At 46.2% G+C, this 23,266-nt stretch carries 21 protein-coding genes; 6 read left to right on the top strand and 15 right to left on the bottom strand.

The features are described 5' to 3' along the window. Positions 1–3: 3 nt before the first annotated feature. Complete coding sequence (locus HMPREF0650_RS03920) at positions 4–1,836, bottom strand: SLC13 family permease (RefSeq protein ID WP_040562349.1); 1,833 nt, start codon at positions 1,834–1,836, stop codon at positions 4–6. Between the two features lie 318 nt (positions 1,837–2,154). Here HMPREF0650_RS03920 and HMPREF0650_RS03915 point away from each other — a divergent pair, with 318 nt between their 5' ends. Then, entirely contained in the window at positions 2,155–3,639 is a 1,485-nt protein-coding gene (locus HMPREF0650_RS03915; RefSeq protein WP_004348508.1) for a potassium/proton antiporter, read from the top strand. 138 nt (positions 3,640–3,777) lie between these two features. On the opposite strand, the gene rplT is transcribed toward HMPREF0650_RS03915, so the two are convergent. The 8 genes from rplT to HMPREF0650_RS03880 form a co-directional block, all read right to left on the bottom strand. Next, a complete protein-coding gene (gene rplT / locus HMPREF0650_RS03910; RefSeq protein WP_004348507.1) occupies positions 3,778–4,122 on the bottom strand; it encodes a 50S ribosomal protein L20 in 345 nt (114 codons plus the stop codon). 37 nt (positions 4,123–4,159) lie between these two features. Beyond that, on the bottom strand, positions 4,160–4,357 hold the full coding sequence (gene rpmI, locus HMPREF0650_RS12685) for a 50S ribosomal protein L35 (RefSeq protein ID WP_004348506.1): 198 nt from the start codon (positions 4,355–4,357) through the stop codon (positions 4,160–4,162). Positions 4,358–4,434: 77 nt separating this feature from the next. Then, entirely contained in the window at positions 4,435–5,133 is a 699-nt protein-coding gene (infC, locus tag HMPREF0650_RS03905; protein WP_004348505.1) for a translation initiation factor IF-3, read from the bottom strand. Positions 5,134–5,329: 196 nt separating this feature from the next. Then, entirely contained in the window at positions 5,330–7,294 is a 1,965-nt protein-coding gene (gene thrS / locus HMPREF0650_RS03900; protein WP_004348504.1) for a threonine--tRNA ligase, read from the bottom strand. A gap of 139 nt (positions 7,295–7,433) precedes the next feature. After that, entirely contained in the window at positions 7,434–9,407 is a 1,974-nt protein-coding gene (locus tag HMPREF0650_RS03895) for a tetratricopeptide repeat protein (protein ID WP_040562378.1), read from the bottom strand. A gap of 49 nt (positions 9,408–9,456) precedes the next feature. After that, the gene (def, locus tag HMPREF0650_RS03890) at positions 9,457–10,017 is read right to left on the bottom strand and encodes a peptide deformylase (RefSeq protein WP_040562346.1); all 561 of its coding nucleotides are present in this window, start codon (positions 10,015–10,017) and stop codon (positions 9,457–9,459) included. A 193-nt stretch (positions 10,018–10,210) separates the two neighbouring features. Continuing rightward, positions 10,211–10,627, bottom strand: a complete 417-nt coding sequence (gene ruvX, locus HMPREF0650_RS03885; RefSeq protein WP_004348501.1) for a Holliday junction resolvase RuvX — start codon at positions 10,625–10,627, stop codon at positions 10,211–10,213. A 158-nt stretch (positions 10,628–10,785) separates the two neighbouring features. Beyond that, positions 10,786–11,268, bottom strand: coding sequence for an SPOR domain-containing protein (locus HMPREF0650_RS03880; RefSeq protein WP_004348500.1), 483 nt, complete (start codon positions 11,266–11,268; stop codon positions 10,786–10,788). A gap of 255 nt (positions 11,269–11,523) precedes the next feature. On the opposite strand from HMPREF0650_RS03880, the gene HMPREF0650_RS03875 reads away from it, so the two are divergent. From HMPREF0650_RS03875 to HMPREF0650_RS03865, 3 genes are read left to right on the top strand one after another with little or no spacing between them, the layout of a single operon-like run. Next, the gene (locus HMPREF0650_RS03875; RefSeq protein WP_004348499.1) at positions 11,524–11,742 is read left to right on the top strand and encodes a YtxH domain-containing protein; all 219 of its coding nucleotides are present in this window, start codon (positions 11,524–11,526) and stop codon (positions 11,740–11,742) included. A 10-nt stretch (positions 11,743–11,752) separates the two neighbouring features. Then, positions 11,753–12,103, top strand: coding sequence for a phage holin family protein (locus HMPREF0650_RS03870; protein ID WP_004348498.1), 351 nt, complete (start codon positions 11,753–11,755; stop codon positions 12,101–12,103). Position 12,104: 1 nt separating this feature from the next. Continuing rightward, positions 12,105–12,371, top strand: a complete 267-nt coding sequence (locus HMPREF0650_RS03865; protein WP_004348497.1) for a hypothetical protein — start codon at positions 12,105–12,107, stop codon at positions 12,369–12,371. Positions 12,372–13,439: 1,068 nt separating this feature from the next. On the opposite strand, the gene HMPREF0650_RS03860 is transcribed toward HMPREF0650_RS03865, so the two are convergent. The 3 genes from HMPREF0650_RS03860 to HMPREF0650_RS03850 are packed head-to-tail and all read right to left on the bottom strand — an operon-like array spanning position 13,440 to position 16,079. After that, positions 13,440–14,201: an MBL fold metallo-hydrolase gene (locus HMPREF0650_RS03860; RefSeq protein WP_004348496.1), complete on the bottom strand. Its 762-nt coding sequence runs from the start codon at positions 14,199–14,201 to the stop codon at positions 13,440–13,442. After that, positions 14,198–15,211 (bottom strand): UDP-N-acetylmuramate dehydrogenase, encoded by a 1,014-nt coding sequence (murB, locus tag HMPREF0650_RS03855; RefSeq protein ID WP_004348495.1) that lies wholly within the window; start codon positions 15,209–15,211, stop codon positions 14,198–14,200. Before murB ends, HMPREF0650_RS03860 begins: the two co-directional genes overlap by 4 nt. A 10-nt stretch (positions 15,212–15,221) precedes the next feature. Further along, positions 15,222–16,079 carry a DUF4348 domain-containing protein gene (locus HMPREF0650_RS03850; protein WP_004348494.1) on the bottom strand — a complete coding sequence of 286 codons (858 nt, stop codon included), beginning with the start codon at positions 16,077–16,079 and terminating at the stop codon, positions 15,222–15,224. A gap of 318 nt (positions 16,080–16,397) precedes the next feature. Here HMPREF0650_RS03850 and pheS point away from each other — a divergent pair, with 318 nt between their 5' ends. Continuing rightward, positions 16,398–17,435 carry a phenylalanine--tRNA ligase subunit alpha gene (gene pheS / locus HMPREF0650_RS03845; protein ID WP_004348493.1) on the top strand — a complete coding sequence of 346 codons (1,038 nt, stop codon included), beginning with the start codon at positions 16,398–16,400 and terminating at the stop codon, positions 17,433–17,435. Positions 17,436–17,581: 146 nt separating this feature from the next. Here pheS and HMPREF0650_RS03840 read toward each other — a convergent pair whose 3' ends face one another. Next, a complete protein-coding gene (locus tag HMPREF0650_RS03840; RefSeq protein ID WP_004348492.1) occupies positions 17,582–18,730 on the bottom strand; it encodes an ABC transporter substrate-binding protein in 1,149 nt (382 codons plus the stop codon). Positions 18,731–18,969: 239 nt separating this feature from the next. Between HMPREF0650_RS03840 and HMPREF0650_RS03835 the strand changes: the two genes are divergently transcribed. Further along, complete coding sequence (locus HMPREF0650_RS03835; protein WP_040562343.1) at positions 18,970–20,442, top strand: SLC13 family permease; 1,473 nt, start codon at positions 18,970–18,972, stop codon at positions 20,440–20,442. A gap of 626 nt (positions 20,443–21,068) precedes the next feature. On the opposite strand, the gene HMPREF0650_RS03830 is transcribed toward HMPREF0650_RS03835, so the two are convergent. Next, a complete protein-coding gene (locus HMPREF0650_RS03830; RefSeq protein WP_004348490.1) occupies positions 21,069–22,157 on the bottom strand; it encodes an ABC transporter permease in 1,089 nt (362 codons plus the stop codon). Next, complete coding sequence (locus HMPREF0650_RS03825) at positions 22,154–23,248, bottom strand: ABC transporter permease (protein WP_004348489.1); 1,095 nt, start codon at positions 23,246–23,248, stop codon at positions 22,154–22,156. Before HMPREF0650_RS03825 ends, HMPREF0650_RS03830 begins: the two co-directional genes overlap by 4 nt. Positions 23,249–23,266: the final 18 nt, after the last annotated feature.

The raw sequence follows: 23,266 nt of genomic DNA, 5'->3' as shown, positions 1-23,266 counted from the left end.
TCTTTAGAACGGGAACAGCAAGGGCAGCACAAACGTCATCACCAAACCGATGAGCAACTGAAGAGGCAAGCCTACCTTGATATAGTCCATGAACTGGTATTGCCCGGCTTTCATCACCAGCGCATTGGGTGGCGTGGAAAATGGCGAGGCAAAACACATGCTGGCGCCCAGCGTCACGGCAAAAAGGAATGCGTATGGGCTTACTCCTACCTGTGAGGCGGCCGACATGGCGATAGGTGCCATGAGCACGGCCGTAGCGGTGTTGCTGATGAACATGGTTAAGAGTGTGGTGGTGTAGTAAACACCTGCCAGCAGCACCATGGGACCCATGTTACCGAAGGCATTGACCAGCGAGCTGGATATAAGAGTCGAAACGCCCGTCTTCTCCAAGGCAATGGACATGGGCATCATGGCAGCGATGAGTACGATGCTCTCCCACTTGATGGTTTTGTAGGCCGCCTCGACATTTCGGAAACAACCTGTGAGCACCATAAGCAATCCCGCCACGATAACAGCAGTAACCGGTTCTACGGGAATAAAGTCGAACACCATCATGCATACCATCAGCAACATGATGAGCGCAGCAACAGGTGCCTTGTAGTTGAGCGTTACCTTGCTGGCTTGTTCAATGGGCCTGCCCAACACCACCCAGTCGCTTTCAGCCATGTCCAACTTGTCGATGTTGCTCCACAAGCCTTGTACCAGCAGCACGTCACCAGCCAATAGCTTCTGATCGGAGAGGTTCTTCAACATATAATCGCCATGGCGGCGGATTCCCACCACATTGATGTTGTATTGTTCGCCAATGCCCGAATCCTTGAGACGTATGCCGTTGATGCGTGAATTAGGCATCAATACCAACTCGGCCATACCAATGTCATAGAAGTCAACCGAACTGTCATCGAGCTTAGCCAACCCATTTTCTGCAGCAAAGGCTTCCATCTTGTCGGTGTCACCTGCAAGGTACAGCAGGTTACCAACGCGCAGCACGGTAGATGGCTTTGGCACATTTTGCTTAACCTGCCGCATAATACGATTGGTATTGGTTAGTTCTTTCCTGATTTCGATAATCGACAGTCCATACTTGTTGCGCAGGTCAAGCTGGGCTACCGTCTTTCCCACCAGTGGCGAATGACTGCCAATGCGATAAGCCTCCGTATAGCTTTGCAACTTATATTCGGACACCAGTTCGTCCATGCTCTTGCTCTTGGACTTCCTGCGCCTTCCTTCTTTCTTGTCCTTGCCAAGGAATATACGGCTCAGCGGCAACAGCACTATGATACCTAAGGCAATACATACGATGCCAACGGGAAAGAACGAGAAGAACGACAATGGTTCAAAACCTGCGTCGGTGAGTGCTTCCTGAATGACAAGGTTAGGCGGCGTACCAATGAGCGTGAGCATTCCGCCCAGACTACTGGCAAAGGCCAGTGGCATAAGCAGCTTGCCGGGACTGGTATTCGATTGTGCCGCCATGCTCACCACGATGGGCATCATCAGTGCCACCGTGCCAGTGTTGCTGACAAAGGCGCCGATGAAAGAAGTGGTGAGAATGACCAACAAGAAAAGTTTGATATCATTGCCCTTGGATAAGCGTATGATGCGCTGGCTGGCCACCTTGGCCAAACCTGTTTGCAGAATGGCACCGCCCACCACAAACAAACCAATCATCATGATGACTACCTTGGAAGAAAAGCCAGAGAGGGCCTCTTCAGGCGTTAGAATACCAGCTAAAAGCAATACTGACAGGGCGCACAAGGCCACAATATCGGCACGCAGACGACCAACGACAAACATGATGACTGTAACAAGAAGTACAATGAGTGTAAGAATCATATTAAAATAAAATATATTTCTGGTTGTAAATAAAATAGCGTGAACAATGGTTATTTCATGATAACCACTTGCAAATATACGAAAAAAAAATGACAATCAGGCTGACATGTACAGGAAATGACAACTACGATACATGGGAAGCATGTTTTCATGGCATGAGTTATTCATGACATTCGTATGAGGAAGAAGCGCTTTTCTTGCTCAATCAGACATATAAATTAATAATTTTATGTAAGTTTGCAGATGATGAACGGAAGCTTCCATCGTGGGAAGTCGTTCACAAGATGATATACATTTAAACTATTTGCTTAACGCACTATGATTACCTTTACTACAGAAAACATATTTCTCTTTGGTTCGTTCCTCGTGCTGGTCAGCATTCTCATCAGCAAGACGGGCTATCGGTTCGGCATCCCCACCCTGCTGCTGTTCCTTTTTACCGGCATGGGCTTTGGCAACGAGGGACTCGGCTTGACATTCGACAGCCCGAAAGACACGCAGATGATTGGTATGATAGCCTTGAGCGTCATTCTCTTTTCAGGAGGAATGGACACCAAATTCAAAGAAATCAAGCCCATTATCGGCCCAGGTGTGCTGCTCTCGACACTGGGTGTCATTATGACCACCGTCCTCACTGGCGGGTTTATCTTTGCCCTCTCACAGTGGGCCGGGATGGATATCAGGCTGTCGCTTATCGTGTCGATGCTGCTGGCGGCCACCATGTCATCCACCGACTCGGCATCGGTCTTCAGTCTGCTGCGCACACAACGCATCGGTCTGAAATACAAGTTGCGGCCAATGCTTGAGCTGGAGAGCGGTAGCAACGATCCTATGGCCTACATGCTCACCATCGCACTGATGAATGTGGCACTGTCGGGAGGCGAACTTTCTTTCACAGACCTGTTGTTCGATGTGGCCGAACAATTCGTGCTGGGCAGCGCGTTGGGCTACGGTGCGGGTCGATTGGCCGTGTGGCTGGCCAATCGTATCAACCTGCCGAACCCATCACTCTATCCTGTTTTGCTGCTGAGCATGGTGTTCATCACCTTCACCCTGACCGACATGCTGAACGGAAACGGCTACCTGGCGGTGTATATCGCAGGACTTGTGGTGGGCAACTGCCGTCTGTCGTATCGCCGCGAGATGACTACCTTTATGGAAGGCCTTACCTGGCTGCTGCAAATTGTACTGTTCCTCACGCTCGGTCTGCTGGTCAATCCGTCCGAACTCATTGGCGTGAGCCTGTTCGCTCTGGCCATTGCCGTCTTCATGATGCTTGTTGCACGACCGCTGAGCGTATATTTCTGCTTGCTGCCCTATCGCAACATACCCTTCAAGGCCAAGGCCTTCCTCTCTTGGGTGGGCCTACGCGGCGCCGTTCCCATTATCTTTGCCACTTATCCGCTAATCAATGGCGTGGAGGGTGCTGACATCTTGTTCAACATTGTGTTCTTCATCACACTGCTGTCGCTTACCATCCAGGGTACCACCATCTCGCTCTCGGCCAAGAAACTCAACCTTGACATGCCCGAAGAGAAAACTGGAAACGAGTTTGGGGTGGAGATACCAGAAGAGTTGGGGTCGAAGTTGCGCGAGGTGACACTCACAGAGGCCATGCTCGAAAACGGCAACTTGCTCTCGCAGATGGATGTTCCGCAGGGCACGCTCGTCATGATGGTGAAACGCGGGAAGACCGTTTTGGTCCCCAATGGACAGTTGCCACTGGAAGAAGGCGACATCTTACTTTGTCTCTCCAGTGCTGACCAACGCACGCAGGATGTTCGCAAACATCCACACTGGTAACCCAATCGCTCTCGTACGAGCAGCCCCTCCTAATTAATTTCTGTTGCAATGACAGTTGAAGTTGGTGGCATGGCACCAAAAAAAAGTTGCACCTCAAATGAGATGCAACTCTTTTTATGTTGTTAATTTCAATTCGCTTTACTTCACTTTGTCTACGATAGCCTTGAATGCTTCAGGGTTATTAACAGCGAGATCTGCGAGAACTTTACGGTTGATTTCAATACCTGCTTTGTTCAAAGCGCCCATCAAGGTTGAATAGCTCATACCTTCCAAGCGCGCAGCAGCATTGATACGCTGTATCCACAGTGATCGGAAAGTGCGCTTCTTGTTACGACGGTCGCGGTAAGCGTAGGTAAGTCCCTTTTCCCAGGTATTCTTAGCTACGGTCCAAACATTCTTTCTTGCTCCGAAATAACCTTTAGTCTGCTTCAGTATTCGGGTCCTTCTTGCTTTTGATGCTACATGATTTACTGATCTTGGCATAGTTTTTCTCCTTTTAAATTGTTTGACTAAAAGTTAATTAACGCAAGTTGAGCAAGTCGCGAACCTGCTTAACATTTGCAGAGTCAACGAGGGTGTAACCTACTAAGTTTCTCTTTTGTTTCTTTGTTTTCTTAGTCAAGATATGACTATGGTAAGCATGATTACGCTTAATCTTACCAGTTCCGGTAAAGCTGAATCTCTTCTTCGCACCGGAGTTTGTCTTTAATTTTGGCATTTTTTGTTAATTTTAAATGGTTATTTATTTACTTCTGTGGCAACGTATATACCAAGACGTTACGCACATTCCAATGTTTATTCTTCGTTTTGGAGTTTCTTCAATGCATCCGAACCATTCTTGGCATTGTCGAACAAGCCTCCCTTTGGTTTGTCATCTGCGGACGTACCGTCAGTAGGAACAACCTTTTTAGCGGCCTTAGCTTCAGCTATTGCCTGTTCACGGTCACGCTTTTGCTGGCTTTTCTTCTCTACACCAACTTTTTTAGGCGCAAGATACAAGAACATTTTCTTGCCCTCCAGCTTCGGCATCTGCTCAACTTTTCCGTATTCTTCCAAGTCGTTAGCGAAGCGAAGAAGCAACACTTCTCCCTGCTCTTTAAACAAAATGGAGCGTCCACGGAAGAAGACATAGGCGCGAACCTTGTTGCCTTCATTGAGAAACCCTTGTGCATGTTTCAGCTTAAACTGATAGTCGTGCTCGTCAGTCTGCGGCCCGAAACGTATTTCCTTCACCTCTACCTTCACTTGCTTCTGCTTCATTTCCTTAGCACGCTTTTTCTGTTGGTAGAGAAACTTACTATAGTCGACCAAACGACAAACTGGCGGTTGGGCTTTAGGAGATATTTCAACGAGGTCAACTCCTTGCTGACGAGCTAAATCCAGAGCTTTCTTTGTCGGCATTACCTGCGATCCATCGTCACCTACAACACGCACTTCCCTTACGCGAATCTGTTCATTCACGCGGTACTGATTACTTAATTTGTCATTCTTCATTCAACTATATTAATGTTTTTACTTTCGCTAAACGGCTGCAAAGTTACTGATTTTACCACAATTAGCAAAATATTTAGATGAGTTTTTATTGTAGTTATATATACAAATTGACGAGAAAACAAGGAAATTACCTCCTTTCAAAGGTTATATTCTTGTGTTCTCGTCAACCCAGTCCACAGACATTTCAAGGCAATTTTTAATCTTTTGGATGGATATTGGTTGCCTCAAGCATTTCGGACACTTCATTGTTTATGCGCGCAGCGAAGTCTTCCATCTTCATGGTAGCTTGTTCACCGCCACCCTGTTTACGCATGGATACAAGTCCTTCAGCAGCTTCTTTCTCTCCAACAATAACCATGTAAGGCACGCGTTTCAACTCGTTGTCGCGAATTTTACGGCCTATTTTCTCGTTACGGTCATCGATGGTAGCCCGAATATCTTGCTCCGTGAAGTACTTAACTACTTGCTGAGCATACCCATTAAACTTCTCTGAGATAGGAAGAATGGCCACCTGCTCGGGTGTAAGCCACAAGGGGAAGTGCCCAGCTGTATGCTCAATGAGCACAGCCGTGAATCGCTCAAGCGAACCAAATGGTGCTCGGTGTACCATCACTGGTGTCTGTTTGGTGTTGTCTTCCGCCGTATATTCAAGTTTGAAACGTTGTGGCAGGTTGTAATCCACCTGAATGGTACCCAACTGCCAGCGTCTTCCAATGGCATCTTTCACCATGAAGTCGAGCTTAGGTCCGTAGAATGCAGCTTCACCATAGGCCACCTTAGCATCCAAGCCCTTCTCCTTGCAAGCCTCGATGATGGCCTGTTCACTTTCTGCCCACACCTCATCAGAACCGATGTATTTCTCTTTATCGTTAGGATCGCGCAGACTAATCTGCGCTTCAAAGTTATCGAAATTGAAAATAGTGAATACGGCTTGGATGATATCCATCACGCGAAGGAATTCATTCTTAACCTGATCAGGACGACAGAAGATGTGCGCATCGTCTTGTGTGAACGAACGAACGCGCGTTAGTCCATGCAGTTCGCCGCTTTTCTCGTAACGGTAAACCGTACCAAACTCAGCGATACGCAGTGGAAGGTCTTTGTACGAACGAGGTTTGCACGCAAACACTTCACAGTGATGCGGACAGTTCATGGGCTTCAACATGTACTCCTCGTCATCCTCAGGTGTATGGATAGGTTGGAAAGAGTCCTTACCATAGTGAGCATAGTGTCCACTGGTGACATACAAATTCTTACTGCCAATATGCGGAGTGATGACCTCTTGATAGCCAAAACGCTTCTGTATTTTGCGCAACATCTCTTGCAAACGCAAACGAAGTTCTGTTCCTTTTGGCAACCAAATAGGCATACCCTTGCCCACACGGTCAGAGAACATGAAGAGTTCCATTTCCTTTCCAATCTTGCGATGGTCACGTTTCTTGGCTTCTTCCAGCATCAACAGGTACTCATCCAGCATCTTCTTCTTGGGGAAGGTAATGCCATAAATTCGGGTGAGCTGCGTGTTTTTGGCGTCACCACGCCAGAAAGCACCTGCAACACTTGTTATTTTAACAGCCTTAATCAAACCAGTGGACATCAAATGCGGCCCACGACAAAGGTCTGTGAAATTGCCTTGCGTATAGGTAGAGATGTTTCCATCTTCCAAATCTTCAACAATGTGTTCAACCTTGTACGTCTGTCCGTCTGCCGTAAACTCATTAACAGCGTCGGCCTTGGAAAGCTCACGTCGAACGATTGGCTGGTTTTTCTTGGCCAGTTCCATCATTTTTTGTTCAATCTTAGGGAAGTCATTCTCTGAGATAGGAGTGCCATCGGCCGTCTGAACATCATAGAAGAACCCGTTTTCTATCGCAGGACCAAAGCCAAACTGAATACCTGGATACAGTTCTTTCAATGCTTCTGCCAACAAATGAGCCGAAGAATGCCAAAAAGTATGCTTGCCTTCTTCGTCCTCAAAGCGATACAATGCGATGGTAGCATCTTCGTTGATGGGCCTATTCAACTCAACTGTCTCACCATTAACACCGCAAGATACAACGTTGCGAGCGAGAGCCGGTGAGATGCTCTCGGCGATTTGTAACCCAGTTACGCCCTTTTCGTACTCACGTACAGAGCCATCTGGAAATGTGATTTTAACCATAACAAATTAGTTTATTTATCTTAATCGACACAAAAGTAATGCTTTATTTTGAGATAAAACAACGATTTGGTTTGTTTATTCCTATAAAAAAGGAGTTTGATACCAAAGGGGAAACATAGCTGAAACCTAATACGACAGCTTATTTTTTCGCCGTTTTTCGTTTGATAACGCCATAAGCGTCGTAAATACCGAGTTCTCCCGCCTTACTCAAGTCAGCGATTCCGGCATTTTTGGTATGGGTGTTTTCCAACCGAATGATTCCTCGGTTGTAATAAGCCTCAGCCAATCGACTGTCCAGTTCGATGGCCTTGGTATAATCATCGATAGCCAACTGATAGTCTTTGCGTGCCGCATGGAAGTTGCCGCGGTTATAATATAGGTAGGCATTCTGGCCATCCAGCTTGATGGCTTGATTGAAATCATCGAGCGTCTTGGCTGCTTTCAACTGGATGTCAACACCATGAGAGGCGTTAAAATCATTCATCATGAACTGACATACGGCTCTCTGCCAGTAGGCAATAGCCGAAGAACTGTCTTGATCGAGATAAACATTCAGGTCGTTGATAGCCTCGTCAAAGTTCTGAGTAACGCTATATGCTACGGCACGTTGCAACAACCAAGCATGCACAGCCTTCATATCCTTCGCATCTTGGATAGAAGCCGACAGCTGATCAATGAGAGAAAGAAACGCCTTTGACTGCTCTTCGGTCAGCTGGGCGGGATTACAAGTGATGTTAAGTGGATATTTCAGGGGGTGAAGATCATTAAACTCTTCTATTTCTTTGTTGAATGCCTGATAGGTATTCATGCCATTATGGTACGGCAGATACGACACTTCGAACATCGGCATGCGTGCGACATCCACCTTGCGATGCTGGATTTGTCCCCGATACTCACTCTCGTATTCGCGCTCTACCGTGTTCTCGTCGGCCACGACGATTTGATTATATTTCTCTGGATCAATCTCGCTGCGCTTACGCATGGCCTTCAATTTGTTGTTGCTCCAGCGCTTTTGAACGCCACTGCGCTTGTCCATCTGCGCCTTGAAGATACGAAATTCGTCCATTTCGGCTTTTGCCGTCATGCCCAACCGGCGATAACAATTGGCACGATAGGATAATCCTGTCCAGAAATTAGGGAACTGATCTATCACTGCCGAATAGTCACGAATGGCCGAGTGCAAGTCGCCAGTCCTGTCGTGTAGCAGTGCTCGGTTAAAAATGGCCATCACGTTTTTCGGCTCCATCTTGATAACAAAGTCGAAATCTTCTATCGCCCGGTTGTCATCACCCAGCTGCATACGCAGCAATCCCCGATTGTAGTGCGCCAAAAAGTCGTTCGGTGCCAAATCGAGTGCCAGGTCATAATCGGCCATTGCCCCACGAAGATTGTTGTAATTAAGTCGGGCCAAGGCGCGGTTCACATAGTTGTTGGCCACGTTGGGCTTCAGATGAATGGCCCGAGAAAGTTCCTCGTCCGCATCCTTCCACTTTCTTCGAGCCAGACTGATATAGGCGCGTGTGGTCCAAGTGTTGCCATCGTAAGGGTCTATCTTCAAACTCTTGTCCAAAGATTTGGCTGCTTGCGTGGTATCTTTCTGATGCAAATAAATTTCGGCTTTCAGTGAATAGGCATTGGCTGCGTTAGCCCATTTCTGCACGATAGTATCTGTTTGCAGCAACGCCTCGTCGTATTTCTTCTCGTTCATCAAGCAGACTGCCCGATTAAACCAATAACTTTGTTGTCTGGGTTGCAGCCTGATGGCCCGATTATAGTCGGCGATAGCCTCATCATAACGCTCTTGTCTGATCTTGGTGATGGCCCTTAAATCAAAAAACTGATGGATGTAAGGGTTCAGTTCGATGGCTTTAGAGATGTCAGCTTCGGCACCTGTAAAGTCATCCAAATAGAATTTTGCCACGGCTCGGTATTGCCATGGCTCATAAAGATAGGGTTTTAAGGCAATAATTTGGTTGAAATATTGTATCGACAGCACATAGTCTTCATAGTGAAGGGCCACCTGACCATTCCTAAGCAGCTTGTCGATATTGTATTGCGCCCGTGCTACGAGCGACAAACAAGCCATGAATATGATGACTACATGCCGATACATACCTTCTACTTGTGCACCCATTTTAGCGGGCAGGTACACTGTTGACGCCTTATTTGCGAACGGGTTTGGTGCGGTAGTGACACTCGTACTTGCCCTGCGTCATACCCTTCAATTTGTTTTTGATCATTTGTTTACGGAACGGCGAGATGCGATCAACGAACATTTTACCGTCCAGATGGTCGAACTCATGCTGCATCACACGAGCCAAGTAGCCCTCTATCCATTCATCATGCGGTGTAAAGTCTTCATCCATGTACTGCACATGAATGCGTGTGGTTCTCGAAACAGCTTCATGAATGCCGGGAATGGAGAGGCATCCCTCGTCCATCGACTCCTTGGGTGCGTTCTCGTCAATCTCTATGATATGCGGATTGATGTATGCACGCCTGAAATCTTTGTATTCGGGAAAGTCGTCACTCAACACGTTGAGGTCGATAACTACCACGCGGATGGATTTTCCTATCTGCGGTGCGGCTAGGCCAATACCATCTGACGAATCAAGTGTTTCAAACATGTCTTGTATCAACTGTCCCAATCCTTCATACTCGGGCGTGATGTCCTGTGCCACTTTGCGAAGCACGGGTTGACCATATATATATATAGGTAATATCTATTTTTTAGTTTACAAGTTTACAAGTTGACGAGTTTACGAGGTGATAGTTTACAAGTTGATGGTTGACGAGGTGATCGTTCTGTGGCTGACAAGGTGATGGATTCCTGTTTCCTATTTATGACCGAACCATGAACTTGCCTACTCGCAGCCATGTCCATGCAAACACATATCAAACCTGTTACAACGTCGTTTACCTTAGTCGTTTCGACTCCATATAACTTTGCAGAATGATGGTAGCAGATATCTCGTCTACCAATGCTTTATTTTGCCGGGCTTTCTTGCCGATGCCACTTGCGAGCATGGCCTTATGAGCCAGCACGGACGTAAAACGCTCGTCGTAATATTCGATGGGAATCTGTGGCATGGCCTTTCGCCATCGGTTTACAAACTGCTCCACCCGAGCCATGTTCTCACTGGGCTTGCCATTGGTCTGCATGGGCTTTCCAATGACAATCCGTTCCACCTCCTCGCGCGCTACATAGTCTTTGAGATAATCGAAGAGTGTAGATGTAGAAACAGTTGCCAATCCATTGGCAATGATTTGCAATGGGTCGGTAACTGCTATGCCCGTACGTTTCTTTCCGTAATCTATCGAAAGGATACGCATAGTATCTGTAAATGGTATTGGAGCGGGAGTTAACTGGGAGTTCACCCGAATCGAATCTGAGTAACAAAATCAAACCCTTGTTGGTGAACTCGTGCGTAACTATCTTTTGCTGGCACTTACCAGCACCTCTTTAGCTCACACCATTTACCATCATCCTCTTATTTCTTGTACAGCAACCAAGCGTCAGGATACTTTGAACGGAACTGGTTGCGCGATGCTACGGCCGAGGCCTTGTCGGCATGGGTTGTGGCAACAACGCGGTACATATTGCGAGCAGAATTGTAAGCGATTTGTGCTCCATAGCCGGCTGACTGCAACGTACGCTGCAATCCCTCTGCGTTGGCCTTCAATCCGAACGAACCTACAACAACGCTGAATGCGCTCAAGCCACTGCCGCTCACCACGGTCACGTCCTCGGTACGTACTGTTGCGTTGTCAACATTATCTACAACCTGCGTCTGTGTTACAGGGGCTGGGGTCAAAGGAGCAACCACCGGAGCCTCGGTCTGAGCCGAAGTCTGTACAGATTCCTGTGCCTTTGCCTTTTCGTATGCTTTCTTATAAGCGCTCTCGCTTGATTTACAACCGGTAAAAGCCAGTGCTATACACAAGCCCGCGCACAAAACAATACTTTTTTTCATAATTCTGTAAGATATTATTAATTAAACCTGTTGATTCATTATACCTGGCGAAGGTACAAAATATCCGCTAAAATGGAACAAAAGGGCCGCATAAAGTTTGTTAAATGCACAAAACTCATGTTTTTTAACAAAAATATGCAATACATTAACTATCTATCTGCAAAACTTTTCTTATATTTGCGATAGTTCGAGAGTATCGAACGCTTATAACGTTATAAACAACTAATTTAATAACAATTTAAAAAGAATAGAACAATGAGAACAGTAGGTTATATCGGCGCATTCTTAGGTGGCGCCATCGCAGGTGCAGTGGTTGGGTTATTGATAGCTCCACAAGAGGGTAAGAGGACACGTAACAAAATTTCTGACACGGTTGATGATTTCTGCAAGAAACACGACATCAAACTGTCAAAAAAAGATGTTGACAATTTGGTTGACGACATCAAGGAGGCTGCATCAGACATCGTAGAGTAAACATTAGTATATGTTTTCAAACGATCAGAACGTTGAGACCATCGGCCGTTTGGTCGATATATGCAAACATTACATCGGGCTTCAAACAGAATATGTGAAGCTCGATGTGATTGAGAAGGTGGTACGGCTCATCACAGTCATCACCTTGGTCGCAGCGCTTTCCATCATCATGATATTGGCACTCATCTACGTGTCGTTCGCAGCAGCATACGCACTCGAACCTCATGTGGGGCTGCCCATAGGCTTCCTGATTGTGGCCGGAGGCTATTTATTCATCTTTTTGTTGTTCTTCCTCTTCCGCAAACAGTGGATAGAGCGACCACTTGTCAGATTCCTGGCAAGCCTATTAATGGAGAAGTGACATGACAAACAATACAGATAATAACGCTCCCGCACAATATAAGTCGCTTAGTGAAATCAGGATACGCAAAGACCAGATTTTGAAAAGCATCAGGAAGGATGACGAAGGCATGCGGCATCTTTGGAACAGCATGTTCAACAAGCCGGCTACACTGACATCAAAGCTGCCCTCAAAACGTATATCGGGGTTGATGAACACTGGGACTGGCATCTTCGACGGCGTGCTGTTGGCCTGGAAATTGTACAGAAAATTCAAGAAAAGAAGATAATTTTTTTCAGAAACTAAACGATGACAACCTATTGACGGTTGTCATTTTTTCACACCCTACTACCATTACTATCCAAAAACATCGACAGACTCTTTATCAATCGTAAGTCTGAACCTCAACAACAAGTTTCCATTCATAAACTGAGTTGACGACTACATTCCCCATTTTTGTTGTTGATTGTTAGCTTACCAGATGAACCTCTCCTGAAAAGGAACAAGGGAAAACGCACCTTATGACAATGTTAATTCTGATTGAGCACTTGACTGCGAGTTGCGATTTTGTTGTGTTTATTCAACGATTTTCGCCCCTAAAACGGCATCTGCAAACTTTCAAACTAGAAAAAAACGATAGGCTTGGAGGATGCAGAACAGAGATTTTGGAGCCCAAAAAATCAAATTTTCTCACAAAAGTATAGGCTTTACACGCTTACATGCAGCACTTTGACTACCTACCAACATGCTTTTGAACAGCAAAAGCATGCATATTGCACCCTAAAAGCATTGCTTTTGGAATAAAAAGACTTGTTAAGTTGATACTAAACAGCATCACAAATTTGTAAATACCTGTGTATGAATGATATATAAAAATCGCTCATTTTGGGCGTATTTGCGACTAGAGGCGGAGTTGTTTGCAAATTCGCCAAGCATAAAGAGGTTGGTTGTCAAGAAAATTTATCTGCACTTTTTTCCGAAATCTTATTCATGACGATACGGTGAGTGATAAAGTAGAGCTTTCAAAATGGTGTGACTTCTGTATTGGTTTCGGGGTGGCAGGCACTGACAGTTGCTGCTGGAAAGCTGTGTTCATGCTGCCAACGAGCAAGGTATGTGTCGTAATTTTAATGATTTATGAGCAAAAAAAAAAGAGTACCGCCGTACTCTCAATCTTATTAACCTTAAATCTAATACTATGAAAAACACATTGCAAAGATACGAAATGATATCGTATTTGCAAGATTTGGCCATGAATTTGGACTTTTTATAACTATTTTTAATCGAACTAAAGGTATTTTTGACAAGAAGACACAATTTGCCCATAAATTGTTGACGAGTGCAAACGACGTACTTTTTACACATCTATCTGCAATCCATCATAAGCCAATTGCATGCCAGCGGGCAGCTGTTTGTTCACTTCTTCATGAAAACCCACGTCGTGGTTCATGTGTACAAAATAGGTACGGTGGGCTCCAATGCGCTTGGCAAACGCCACTGCTTCATCTACCGTCATGTGCGAATGGTGTTGCGGCTGATACCTCAGCGCATTCACAACGAGCGTGTCGATGCCTTCAAGATAGGCATATTCGGCATCATCGATGGTCTTCATGTCCGTGATATAGGCCAGGCTACCAAACCGATAGCCTAAGATGGGCAGCTTGTCATGCATCACCTGGAAAGGCAACACCTCGACATCCCCCACGATTAGGGGTTGATGTGGGACCACAGGGGTTAAGTCGAGCCGTGGCACACCGGGATAAAGTTTCTCCGTAAAACAATAAGGCATGGTCTGATGCAGCTGATCTACCGTTTGTTGGTCAGCAAAAACATGTACGGAACCGAACACGCAGAAGGGTCGCAAATCGTCGATGCCGGCCACATGATCATAATGAACATGCGTGAGCAACACACCATCCAACGGAGTAAAGGTAAAGGGCATGAGTTGCTGACGGATGTCAGGGCCACAGTCAATGAGAATCCTCGTTGTTTGCGTTTCCAGCAAAGCAGCCGTTCGCAAACGCTTATCATGTGGGTCAGTGCTCTCACATACCGCACAATGACATCCCAAAGAAGGGACGCCACCCGACGTGCCAGTACCCAAGAATGTTAATCTCATAAGATGTTTACCTCCGGTTTGATGATGATGTCGAAGCGTTGGAAGACATCATGCCGTATGGCCTCACACAATTTTACAATATCGCTTCCGGTGGCTCCACCACGATTCACCAGCACAAGTGCCTGCTTGTCGTGCACGCCGGCGGCCCCCATGGAACGGCCTTTCCACCCACATTGGTCAATCAACCAGCCGGCTGGAATCTTCTCATGTTCATCATCTATGGTATAATGGGGCATCTGAGGATATTGCATGGCCAAGCGTTCATACACCTTTCGGTCAACAATGGGGTTCATAAAAAAGCTTCCTGCATTGCCTTGCACCTGTGGATCGGGCAGTTTGGCCTGGCGAATGGCAATGATGGTTTGGCGCAATTGCTGTGGCGTGGGGTGTTCTATTCCCTGCCGCTGCAATGCTGCTCGAATGTTACCATAATCTAAATGAGGACGGTAAGTGCAGTCGAAACGGAACTCAACATGGGTGATGACAAACCTATTTTTCCACTCATCCTTGAACTTACTGTATCGGTAGGCGTATTGACAATCAGCGCGAGCGAACTTTACCTCATGCCCCGTGGCGATTTCTACAGCCATTATGGAGTGGATAAAATGGTTGACCTCGCTGCCGTAAGCGCCGATGTTCTGCACTGCCGCAGCGCCTACCGTGCCAGGAATTAAAGAGAGATTTTCCAGACCGTAAGCTCCTTGCTCAACACAAGTGGCGACTAAATCGTCCCACACCACGCCACTGCCGCTCTTGATGACAGCCTGATGGTTGTTGATCGCAATGTCAATCGAACGGATGTTCGAACACAAAACGGTGCCATCAAAATCTTTTGTCAACAACAGGTTGCTGCCTTTTCCCAATGGCATGATGGGATAATCGGCCTCGGTGAGCCGTGAAAGTGCTTCGAGAAGTTCGGCTTTCGTATTAAACTCGATGAAGCGACGGCACGAAACGTCTATGCCAAACGTGTTGTGATGCAGCAGACTATGGTTGCGTATATCTCTCATCCCTACTCTATCAGCTATTAAATTTCATCAATTTCCATTCAGACTTCTGGCGACGGAACACCATGATATTCTCCAAATCGGTAGCGATGCCACGCACAACAAAGATTTTTTGATTCCCTCGCTTATGCTTCTGACCATAAACTATATTGTAGATAGTTCCTTGGGGGATGATGGGTGGCTTGAACGCCGACCACTGTTCGGGAACAATAGAACCCGTGATGGTACCAAAATCATCATCGGGATCGGGAGCTGTGAACTCAACTGTTTCGTTCATACTACGCACCTGAAAAGCACTGTCGACAGCAAATCGTTGGTAAAACTGCAAAAAAGAGCCGTTGACACTCTCGTGTATTGGCTGGTAAACAATCGAAGTTAGCATGAACTCACCATTGATTCGGTTGAAAACATACTGCTTGACGGTTTTGTTTTTGAACAATATCTTTTCAACAGTCACCTGGTTTACCGACGTGTCTTTCATCACTTCCATCTGTTTGAGGTTGTCAAAAATGAGCGTAAAATAGCCTTGTTTCATGAAAAAGTAGTCCATCTTCCACTGCTCTTTCTTGATTTCATCGGTCTGTTCTCCATGCTTCATCACAGGAAGTGGAAACTTCACACGCTTGAGCTGCAGCTTTCTATTCGCGGCAAAATTAAAGATAAAGTCGTCAAACAGCTCGTCGGCTGACTTCGACATGGGCGATTCAGCAATCATGTTTGACAGCGTATCCTCGTCAACACTATCCTCTTCAATGGAATCAACCGCCAAGGTATCAACGGCTTGAGGCTTTTTATCAACACATCCCGTTGTGGAAAACAGGACCGATATCAACATCATCAATGCCAAAACGAAGAAAGTAAATTTTCTCATACGAACGCTTTTACTTATAAAATCCTCTCATTTTTTTCTAACATACCCCTTCAAATTCCTATCTATACACGACATTTCTGGACGAAGGTGCAGTCTATTTTATGCAAAGATAGTGCAAGCCGAAGACAAAGGAAGTTTGCTTTCTTTGTTGAGGCGATGCCTATCTTATGGAAAAATAGCGCAAACCGAATCCAAAAGAAGTTTACTTATTTTGGTAAGGTGCAGCCTATTTTATGCAAAATTACGACTTAATTTTGATATAAGTCTTCTTTTTAACTTAAAAAATAGTACCTTTGCAGTAGGAAATTATTATAAAGTATGATACTTGATAAAATAGATGAGCTTCTGCACGAAGTAAGCAATCTTTCAGCCAAGAACGCGGAAGAAGTTGAACGGTTGCGCCTGAAATACCTCAGTAAGAAAGGTGAAATCAATGCTTTGATGGCCGATTTCCGCAACGTGGCCGCTGATGAGAAGAAAACAGTAGGCATGAAAATCAATGAATTGAAGCAGATGGCGTTGGACAAAATCAATGCCTTGAAAGAGGAAGTACAGACTACCGCCGATGCTTCTGATGACATTGACTTGACTCGTACACCCTATCCTATCCGCTTGGGGACACGACATCCACTGACTATCGTGAAGAATCAAATCTGCGATATCTTCCAACGCATGGGCTTTGTGTTGGCTGATGGACCAGAGATTGATGACGACTTGCACGTTTTTACCAAGCTCAATTTTGCGTCAGATCATCCTGCCCGCGACATGCAAGACACGTTCTTCGTGAGCAAACATCCCAATGATGTGACCAAAAACATATTGCTGCGCTCACATACATCAGGTGACCAGTCGCACTATATGGAGACCCATCAACCTCCCATCCGCATCATCTGCCCGGGAAGAGTGTATCGCAACGAGGCCATCTCGGCCCGCGCGCACTGCTTCTTCCATCAAGTAGAGGGTCTATATATTGATAAGAACGTGTCGTTTACTGACCTCAAACAAGTATTGTTGACCTTTGCACGTGAGATGTTCGGCCCAGATACCGACATCAGACTGCGCCCCAGCTATTTCCCTTTCACTGAGCCAAGTGCCGAAATGGATATCTCTTGTTTCATTTGTGGTGGTGATGGTTGTGCGTTTTGCAAGCACACGGGTTGGGTAGAGATACTCGGTTGCGGCATGGTTGACCCCAACGTACTGGAATCTTGCGGCATTGATAGTAAGGTATATAGTGGCTATGCCTTCGGAATGGGCGTGGAACGCATCACCAATCTGAAGTATCGTGTAAGCGATTTGCGCATGTTCTCAGAGAATGACCTGCGCTTCTTGAAGGAGTTTGAAGCCGCCTATTAATAACAAAAGACACAGACAGTAAGCTGATATCACCTGCCTGTGCCATCAAATAACTACAAAAAGACAGTCCATGCGGATTGTCTTTTTTGTGTCTGTGCACGATACTTTACAACTGAAAGCGTGATGCCGAGTCGTCCATGTCACACCTATTGTTCTATTTTCTCATAGTATCTCAATGGACCTAAGGCCGTTGCTTCGGGATGTAACATGATGATAAGATCCCTTAATAATAAGTCAGGACGAAAAGGAGTCTCCTCAAAATAAGGTTTTACACTGCCATTACACTGATAAATCTGCCCCATCTTGAACGCTTTCAAGCCATCATATCCATGATATTCGGCCAACAAATCCTTCTTCGTCATGAGCCTTTCGCCGTTGAATTTGAATGCCCAAACGTCACTATCTCCAGCCTTTTCCAACACTTCTTCAAACGATAAAGGCAGACTACCGCTATGCTTGTCGTCCGAAAAGGCATAGGTTCCGTTGGCATCGGCTATCATTTGCCCCATCGTACTCATCCCTCCGGGGCAGTACCACACGCTACCCGTCTTGCGTTCCGTCAAGATTGAACGTCCAATGTGCCACGCTTGGGCCGTCGTCTTCAGCCCCTGGTAAAGACTATCCACGACATTAAATAGCGAATCGGCACGCTTTTCCTGACCGAACAACATGCCATAAAACTTCATCCACTCGGCTCTGCCCAACGGAGAAGTTTCCATATAATCGGCCATCTCGATGATGGGCGTTCCCAATTGCGCCAACTTTCCATAACCACCGCTGTTCTCAAAAGGTGACAAGAACAACGCCTGCGGCTTCAATTCGATGATTTTTTCTAACTGGGGTGCCATGCCTTCACCACAATCCACAATCTTTCCCAATCGTACCCGCTCATGAATGGAGGGTATCAGGATGTATTTCAAGTCGGCAACGCCAACAATTTGATTCAAACAACCTAAATATTCAAGCAGTTTGCAGTGAGCTGTCGTGAAGACAACGCTGCGCATTAAAGGCGTATAAACCAGCGTTCCTTCGGGCAAATGATCCACCCGAGCCGAATCTTTCCTATCCACCAGCACATAAGTATGCAACGTTTTCCCCTCACGCCACGGGTCAACGAGTGTGACAACCGTAAACAGTTGATGCTTCACCACCTTAATATGTTGGGCATACTTGAATGCCAATGGCTCCCCATCGCCCGAACTTTTCGACCCACTACCATGACGGCAACCCGCCAACAAGATGACCGTGAAGAGGACAAAAGCTCCAAACCAACGCAAAATAAATTTATTCTTCATGCCTTTCTGTTCTATACATCATGCAACATGTCCTGATAAAATAGGATACAAAAATACAAAATTATTAAACAAAAACTACATGGAAGTGCCACGATTTTTCATCTTCCCACCGCCATGTTCGCCTGTCATACGAAAAGGAAAAAGGATGTTTTTCTACTATTATTATGTCATAATTTTTGTTTATTCCAAAAAAATCATATCTTTGCCCAATCTAACTATAACTAAACACTCAATTAGCCATGGAAGAAGAAAAAGAAAATGTTATGAGCGGTCAGCTAAATACCAAGAAGCTGTTTACCTTCTTAGGAATCATAGCCGTGACCGCTATCGTGTGGAACCTACCCATTGACACCTTCGGCATCGATGGATTGACCGTCATTCAACAGCGAATCATCGCCATTTTTGTATTCGCCACCCTGTCGTGGATTACCGAAGCCGTGCCTTCGTGGGCCACCTCATTAGCCATCATCACCGTGATGTGCTTAACTGTTTCCAATAACAGTTTATCAATGTTCAAGGGCGAAGAGAATGAAGTATTCGGCACCTTGCTCAAATCAAAGGAGATTATGGCCACCTTTGCCAACCCCGTCATCATCCTGTTTTTGGGCGGATTTATCCTTGCCATCGCAGCGACAAAATCGGGACTGGATGTTCTTTTGGCTCGTAACCTTATCAAACCGTTCGGACGCAAGAGTGAGAATGTACTTTTAGGATTCCTCCTCATCACCGGTGTTTTCTCCATGTTTGTCAGCAATACCGCCACGGCAGCCATGATGCTCACCTTCCTCACCCCTGTATTCGCAGCCCTTCCACCCAACGGTAAGGGGCGCATCGCACTGACTATGAGCATCCCTGTAGCAGCCAACCTTGGCGGTATGGCCACGCCTATCGGCACACCACCGAACGCAATTGCACTACAAGCCCTCAACGACCCTGAAGGACTGAACATGGGTATCGGCTTTGGTAACTGGATGGCCTTCATGTTTCCATTGGTCATCATCCTGCTGTTCATTTCGTGGCGCATCATCTTGAAGTTCTTCCCCTTTACACAGAAGACCATTGAGTTGGAAATCAAAGGACACATACATAGTGGATGGCGCATGTGGGTAGTAAGCGGAACCTTCATCCTCACCATTCTTCTCTGGCTCATCCCGGGCAAGATTACCGGCATGGACTCTAACACCGTGGCCATGGTACCTATGGGAATTTTCGCGATTACGGGCGTCATTACTGGTAAAGATTTGCAAGAAATCAACTGGAGTGTCATCTGGATGGTGGCCGGCGGATTCGCTTTAGGCCTCGGCATGAACGGATCTGGCTTAGCTGACCGCGCCATCGAGAGCATTCCTTTCAAGGAATTCAGTCCGGTAATCATACTGATTTTGTCGGGATTGATTTGCTATTTCTTGTCCAACTTCATCTCCAACACCGCAACAGCAGCCTTGTTGGTTCCAATTTTGAGCGTTGTCTGTGCAGGCATGGGCGACACCCTCAATTCCATTGGCGGCACATCTACGATACTCATCGGTATTGCCATCGCAGCTTCTTCAGCCATGTGCTTACCTATTTCAACGCCACCAAACGCCATCGCCTATTCAACAGGACTGGTCAAGCAGAACGACATGCTCAAGGTGGGCTTGACAGTGGGTATCATCAGCATGATATTGGGTTACGCACTCCTATTCTTTATTGGCGAGACTCATTTGCTGTAGCATAGCAAATTGATCACCATGTCACGCTGTGAGCATCCTACTCCAGCGGTATCATGGGTGTGAATATTCTTGACAAGCAACCGCTTCATATTTGGCTTATTTACAAACGACAATCGTTTCGTTGTAAATAAGCCAAATATGAAGCGGTTTTCAGATATACCTGTGAGCCAATACGTTATGGTTAACAATCACACTCAGGGCGTTGTTTTTCAAGCTTTTCTTCATTAAAAGCATTGCTTTAAGGCTACAATCTACATGCTTTTGCAAAGCAAGAGCATGTCAATTGAGCACCAAAGTGATGCATATAAGCTAATAAAAGCTACGCGCTGAAGGTGAAATTCGCATTTTCAGCCACGATTATCTCTTATTTGCATCCTGTTTGCCTATTGAATTTTTCTAGATTGAAAGATTTGAAGTGCCGTTTTTGGGGTATTATTTGGTAAAAAAAGTCAACGACATGCGCCATCTTCCACCCACTTCTCTCTACTTAAACGAATAACGTTGGCGGATGAAAGTATGTCATCCATCTATTTCATTTCTCATGTATGCGAACGTCATCGGTCCCAGTTAAGCGTTTCAACTACTGCCGTTATTTTTGACATCCAAATGGATGATGGGACAAACGTTTACTGAATTTTCTTATAACTGAACACCGCCCACACATCGATGACGATGGCGAACAGAAGCAAGATGAGCAGGTCTTGGGCGATGGAAGCCAAGTTGCCCCCTCGAATAAACACCGTTCGCATGCCCTCAATGAAGTAGGTCACGGGGTTAGCCAGCGTCAACTTTTGCGCCCAATCGGGCATACTGGACACGGGAGTGAACAGTCCGCTGAGCATCATGACAAACATGATGATGAAAAACATCACGAACATGGCTTCCTGCATGGCATCACTGTAGTTGGAAATGATGAGTCCGATGCCGCTGAATATCAAGGCCAGGAGCATGGACAACAGGAATATCAACACGATGTTGCCTGCCGGAAAAATGCCAAAAACCAGCCAAGCCAGGAAGATACACTCTATGATGACGACTGCGGATATGAGCCAATAGGGAATCATCTTGGAAAGAATAAACTGGAGTTTGCTCACAGGCGTTACGTTCATCTGCTCAATCGTGCCGGCTTCTTTTTCGCTGACAATGTTCAAGGCCAAGAGAAAACCACACAACATAATAATCACCAACGACATCAGGGCAGGAATCATGAACAGCTTGTAGCTCTTGTGAGGATTGAACAGTGCCACGGTTGAGAACGGAGACTCCATCGGTCTGACTTGTCCGTCCTGTAAATTTTGGTTCACAATCTGGGCCAAATATGCCGATCCCATGCCGCCCTTGGTACCATTCACGGCATTGGCAGAGATGAGTACCTGTGGCTGTTGGCCGTTCACATGGTCGCGTTCGTAGTAGTGAGGAATGGTGAGTACCACGTCGGCATCATTCCTTTCGATGGCCTGCATGGCCTCTTTATTGGTTTGAGCCATTCCCGAGAACTTGAAATAGGGCGATGATTGGATGCGCTGTACCAAGCGTTGCGACAGCGTACTGTGATCGTTGTCAACCACGGTGATGTAGATGTTCTTCACCTCCATACTCGTAATCCACGGAAACACCAGCATGATGGCGATTGGAAAGAACAGTATCAGCTTGGGTATGAATGGATTGTGCCGAATCTGGATGAATTCTTTTTCAATGAGATAGGACAGTGTCATGACAGTCTGATTTTAAATTTCTTCAACGCAACGGCTAACAATACCACAGCCATGGCAGTGAGTACGGCCAGTTCTTGGTACACCATCTGCACGTCAACGCCCATAATCATCAGTTTCTTCATGGCCGACACATACCATCTGGCTGGGATGATAGCCGAGAGATAACGCAGAATGGCCGGCATACTCTCGATGGGATAAATCATTCCAGAGAGCATCGTGCTTGGCATCATGAGCAACATACCCGACATTAGTAAGGCCACTACTTGCGTGTTGGCAACCACACTGATGAGCAATCCCAAAGCCAACGACAGCAAGATGTACAGCAACGAAACACCAAAGATGAGTGCCACGTTGCCCGCAATGGGCACGGCCAGGACAAACTTCGAGATGAGTAGGATGCTGATGAGTATCATAATGGACAGCACAAAGTAAGGCACAGCCTTGGCTATCATGATGTACAGCGGCTTGACGGGCGATACCAGGAGCACCTCCATCGTACCTCTTTCTTTCTCACGGACAATGCTCACCGAGGTCATCATGGCGCAAATAAGCATCATGAGCATACCCATGGTGCCAGGAACAAAGTTGTATGCACTCTTCATTTGTGGATTATACAGCAGTTGGGTGTTGACGGCAGGCCTGCTTTCTCCATGCATTTCCCTCGTCAGTTCGTCCATCACGATTTGTTGGGCATACGACACCTGCTGTTCAGCGATGTTCGGATCCGTGTAATCAGCGATAAATTGAACGCCAGCCTGACCGCTATACCGATTGTTTCCGAAATCGGGAGAGAAGGCGATGGCCATGTTCACCTTGTTGTCTGACAGCAGTTGTTTGGCCTCTTTCGTCGTCCCCACCGTATGAGTGACGATGAAATTGCCCGACGCATCCAGACTGTTTACCACCTGTTGCGTACGACTATCCATCGAAGAAGTGACAATAGCCACCTTCACATCCTTGATGTCGGTCGTGATGGCGAAGCCAAAAACGAGCATCATCACCACCGGCATGCCAAAGAGAATCAGCATGGTGCGCCGATCTCTCATGATATGTTTCGTTTCTTTGATGACAAATGAGTTAAACTGATTCATTCTTTTTATCACTAAACA

The organism is Hoylesella buccalis ATCC 35310 (assembly GCF_000177075.1).
GTDB classification, from domain to species: domain Bacteria; phylum Bacteroidota; class Bacteroidia; order Bacteroidales; family Bacteroidaceae; genus Prevotella; species Prevotella buccalis.
This window is presented reverse-complemented; position numbering and strand designations above follow the sequence as displayed.

Coding starts and splice junctions, on each gene's coding strand:
- HMPREF0650_RS03920 (WP_040562349.1), bottom strand. CDS start 1,836: ATGATTCTTACACTCATTGTACTTCTTGTTACAGTCATCATGTTTGTC.
- HMPREF0650_RS03915 (WP_004348508.1), top strand. CDS start 2,155: ATGATTACCTTTACTACAGAAAACATATTTCTCTTTGGTTCGTTCCTC.
- rplT (WP_004348507.1), bottom strand. CDS start 4,122: ATGCCAAGATCAGTAAATCATGTAGCATCAAAAGCAAGAAGGACCCGA.
- rpmI (WP_004348506.1), bottom strand. CDS start 4,357: ATGCCAAAATTAAAGACAAACTCCGGTGCGAAGAAGAGATTCAGCTTT.
- infC (WP_004348505.1), bottom strand. CDS start 5,133: ATGAAGAATGACAAATTAAGTAATCAGTACCGCGTGAATGAACAGATT.
- thrS (WP_004348504.1), bottom strand. CDS start 7,294: ATGGTTAAAATCACATTTCCAGATGGCTCTGTACGTGAGTACGAAAAG.
- HMPREF0650_RS03895 (WP_040562378.1), bottom strand. CDS start 9,407: ATGTATCGGCATGTAGTCATCATATTCATGGCTTGTTTGTCGCTCGTA.
- ruvX (WP_004348501.1), bottom strand. CDS start 10,627: ATGCGTATCCTTTCGATAGATTACGGAAAGAAACGTACGGGCATAGCA.
- HMPREF0650_RS03880 (WP_004348500.1), bottom strand. CDS start 11,268: ATGAAAAAAAGTATTGTTTTGTGCGCGGGCTTGTGTATAGCACTGGCT.
- HMPREF0650_RS03875 (WP_004348499.1), top strand. CDS start 11,524: ATGAGAACAGTAGGTTATATCGGCGCATTCTTAGGTGGCGCCATCGCA.
- HMPREF0650_RS03870 (WP_004348498.1), top strand. CDS start 11,753: ATGTTTTCAAACGATCAGAACGTTGAGACCATCGGCCGTTTGGTCGAT.
- HMPREF0650_RS03865 (WP_004348497.1), top strand. CDS start 12,105: ATGACAAACAATACAGATAATAACGCTCCCGCACAATATAAGTCGCTT.
- HMPREF0650_RS03860 (WP_004348496.1), bottom strand. CDS start 14,201: ATGAGATTAACATTCTTGGGTACTGGCACGTCGGGTGGCGTCCCTTCT.
- murB (WP_004348495.1), bottom strand. CDS start 15,211: ATGAGAGATATACGCAACCATAGTCTGCTGCATCACAACACGTTTGGC.
- HMPREF0650_RS03850 (WP_004348494.1), bottom strand. CDS start 16,079: ATGAGAAAATTTACTTTCTTCGTTTTGGCATTGATGATGTTGATATCG.
- pheS (WP_004348493.1), top strand. CDS start 16,398: ATGATACTTGATAAAATAGATGAGCTTCTGCACGAAGTAAGCAATCTT.
- HMPREF0650_RS03840 (WP_004348492.1), bottom strand. CDS start 18,730: ATGAAGAATAAATTTATTTTGCGTTGGTTTGGAGCTTTTGTCCTCTTC.
- HMPREF0650_RS03835 (WP_040562343.1), top strand. CDS start 18,970: ATGGAAGAAGAAAAAGAAAATGTTATGAGCGGTCAGCTAAATACCAAG.
- HMPREF0650_RS03830 (WP_004348490.1), bottom strand. CDS start 22,157: ATGACACTGTCCTATCTCATTGAAAAAGAATTCATCCAGATTCGGCAC.
- HMPREF0650_RS03825 (WP_004348489.1), bottom strand. CDS start 23,248: ATGAATCAGTTTAACTCATTTGTCATCAAAGAAACGAAACATATCATG.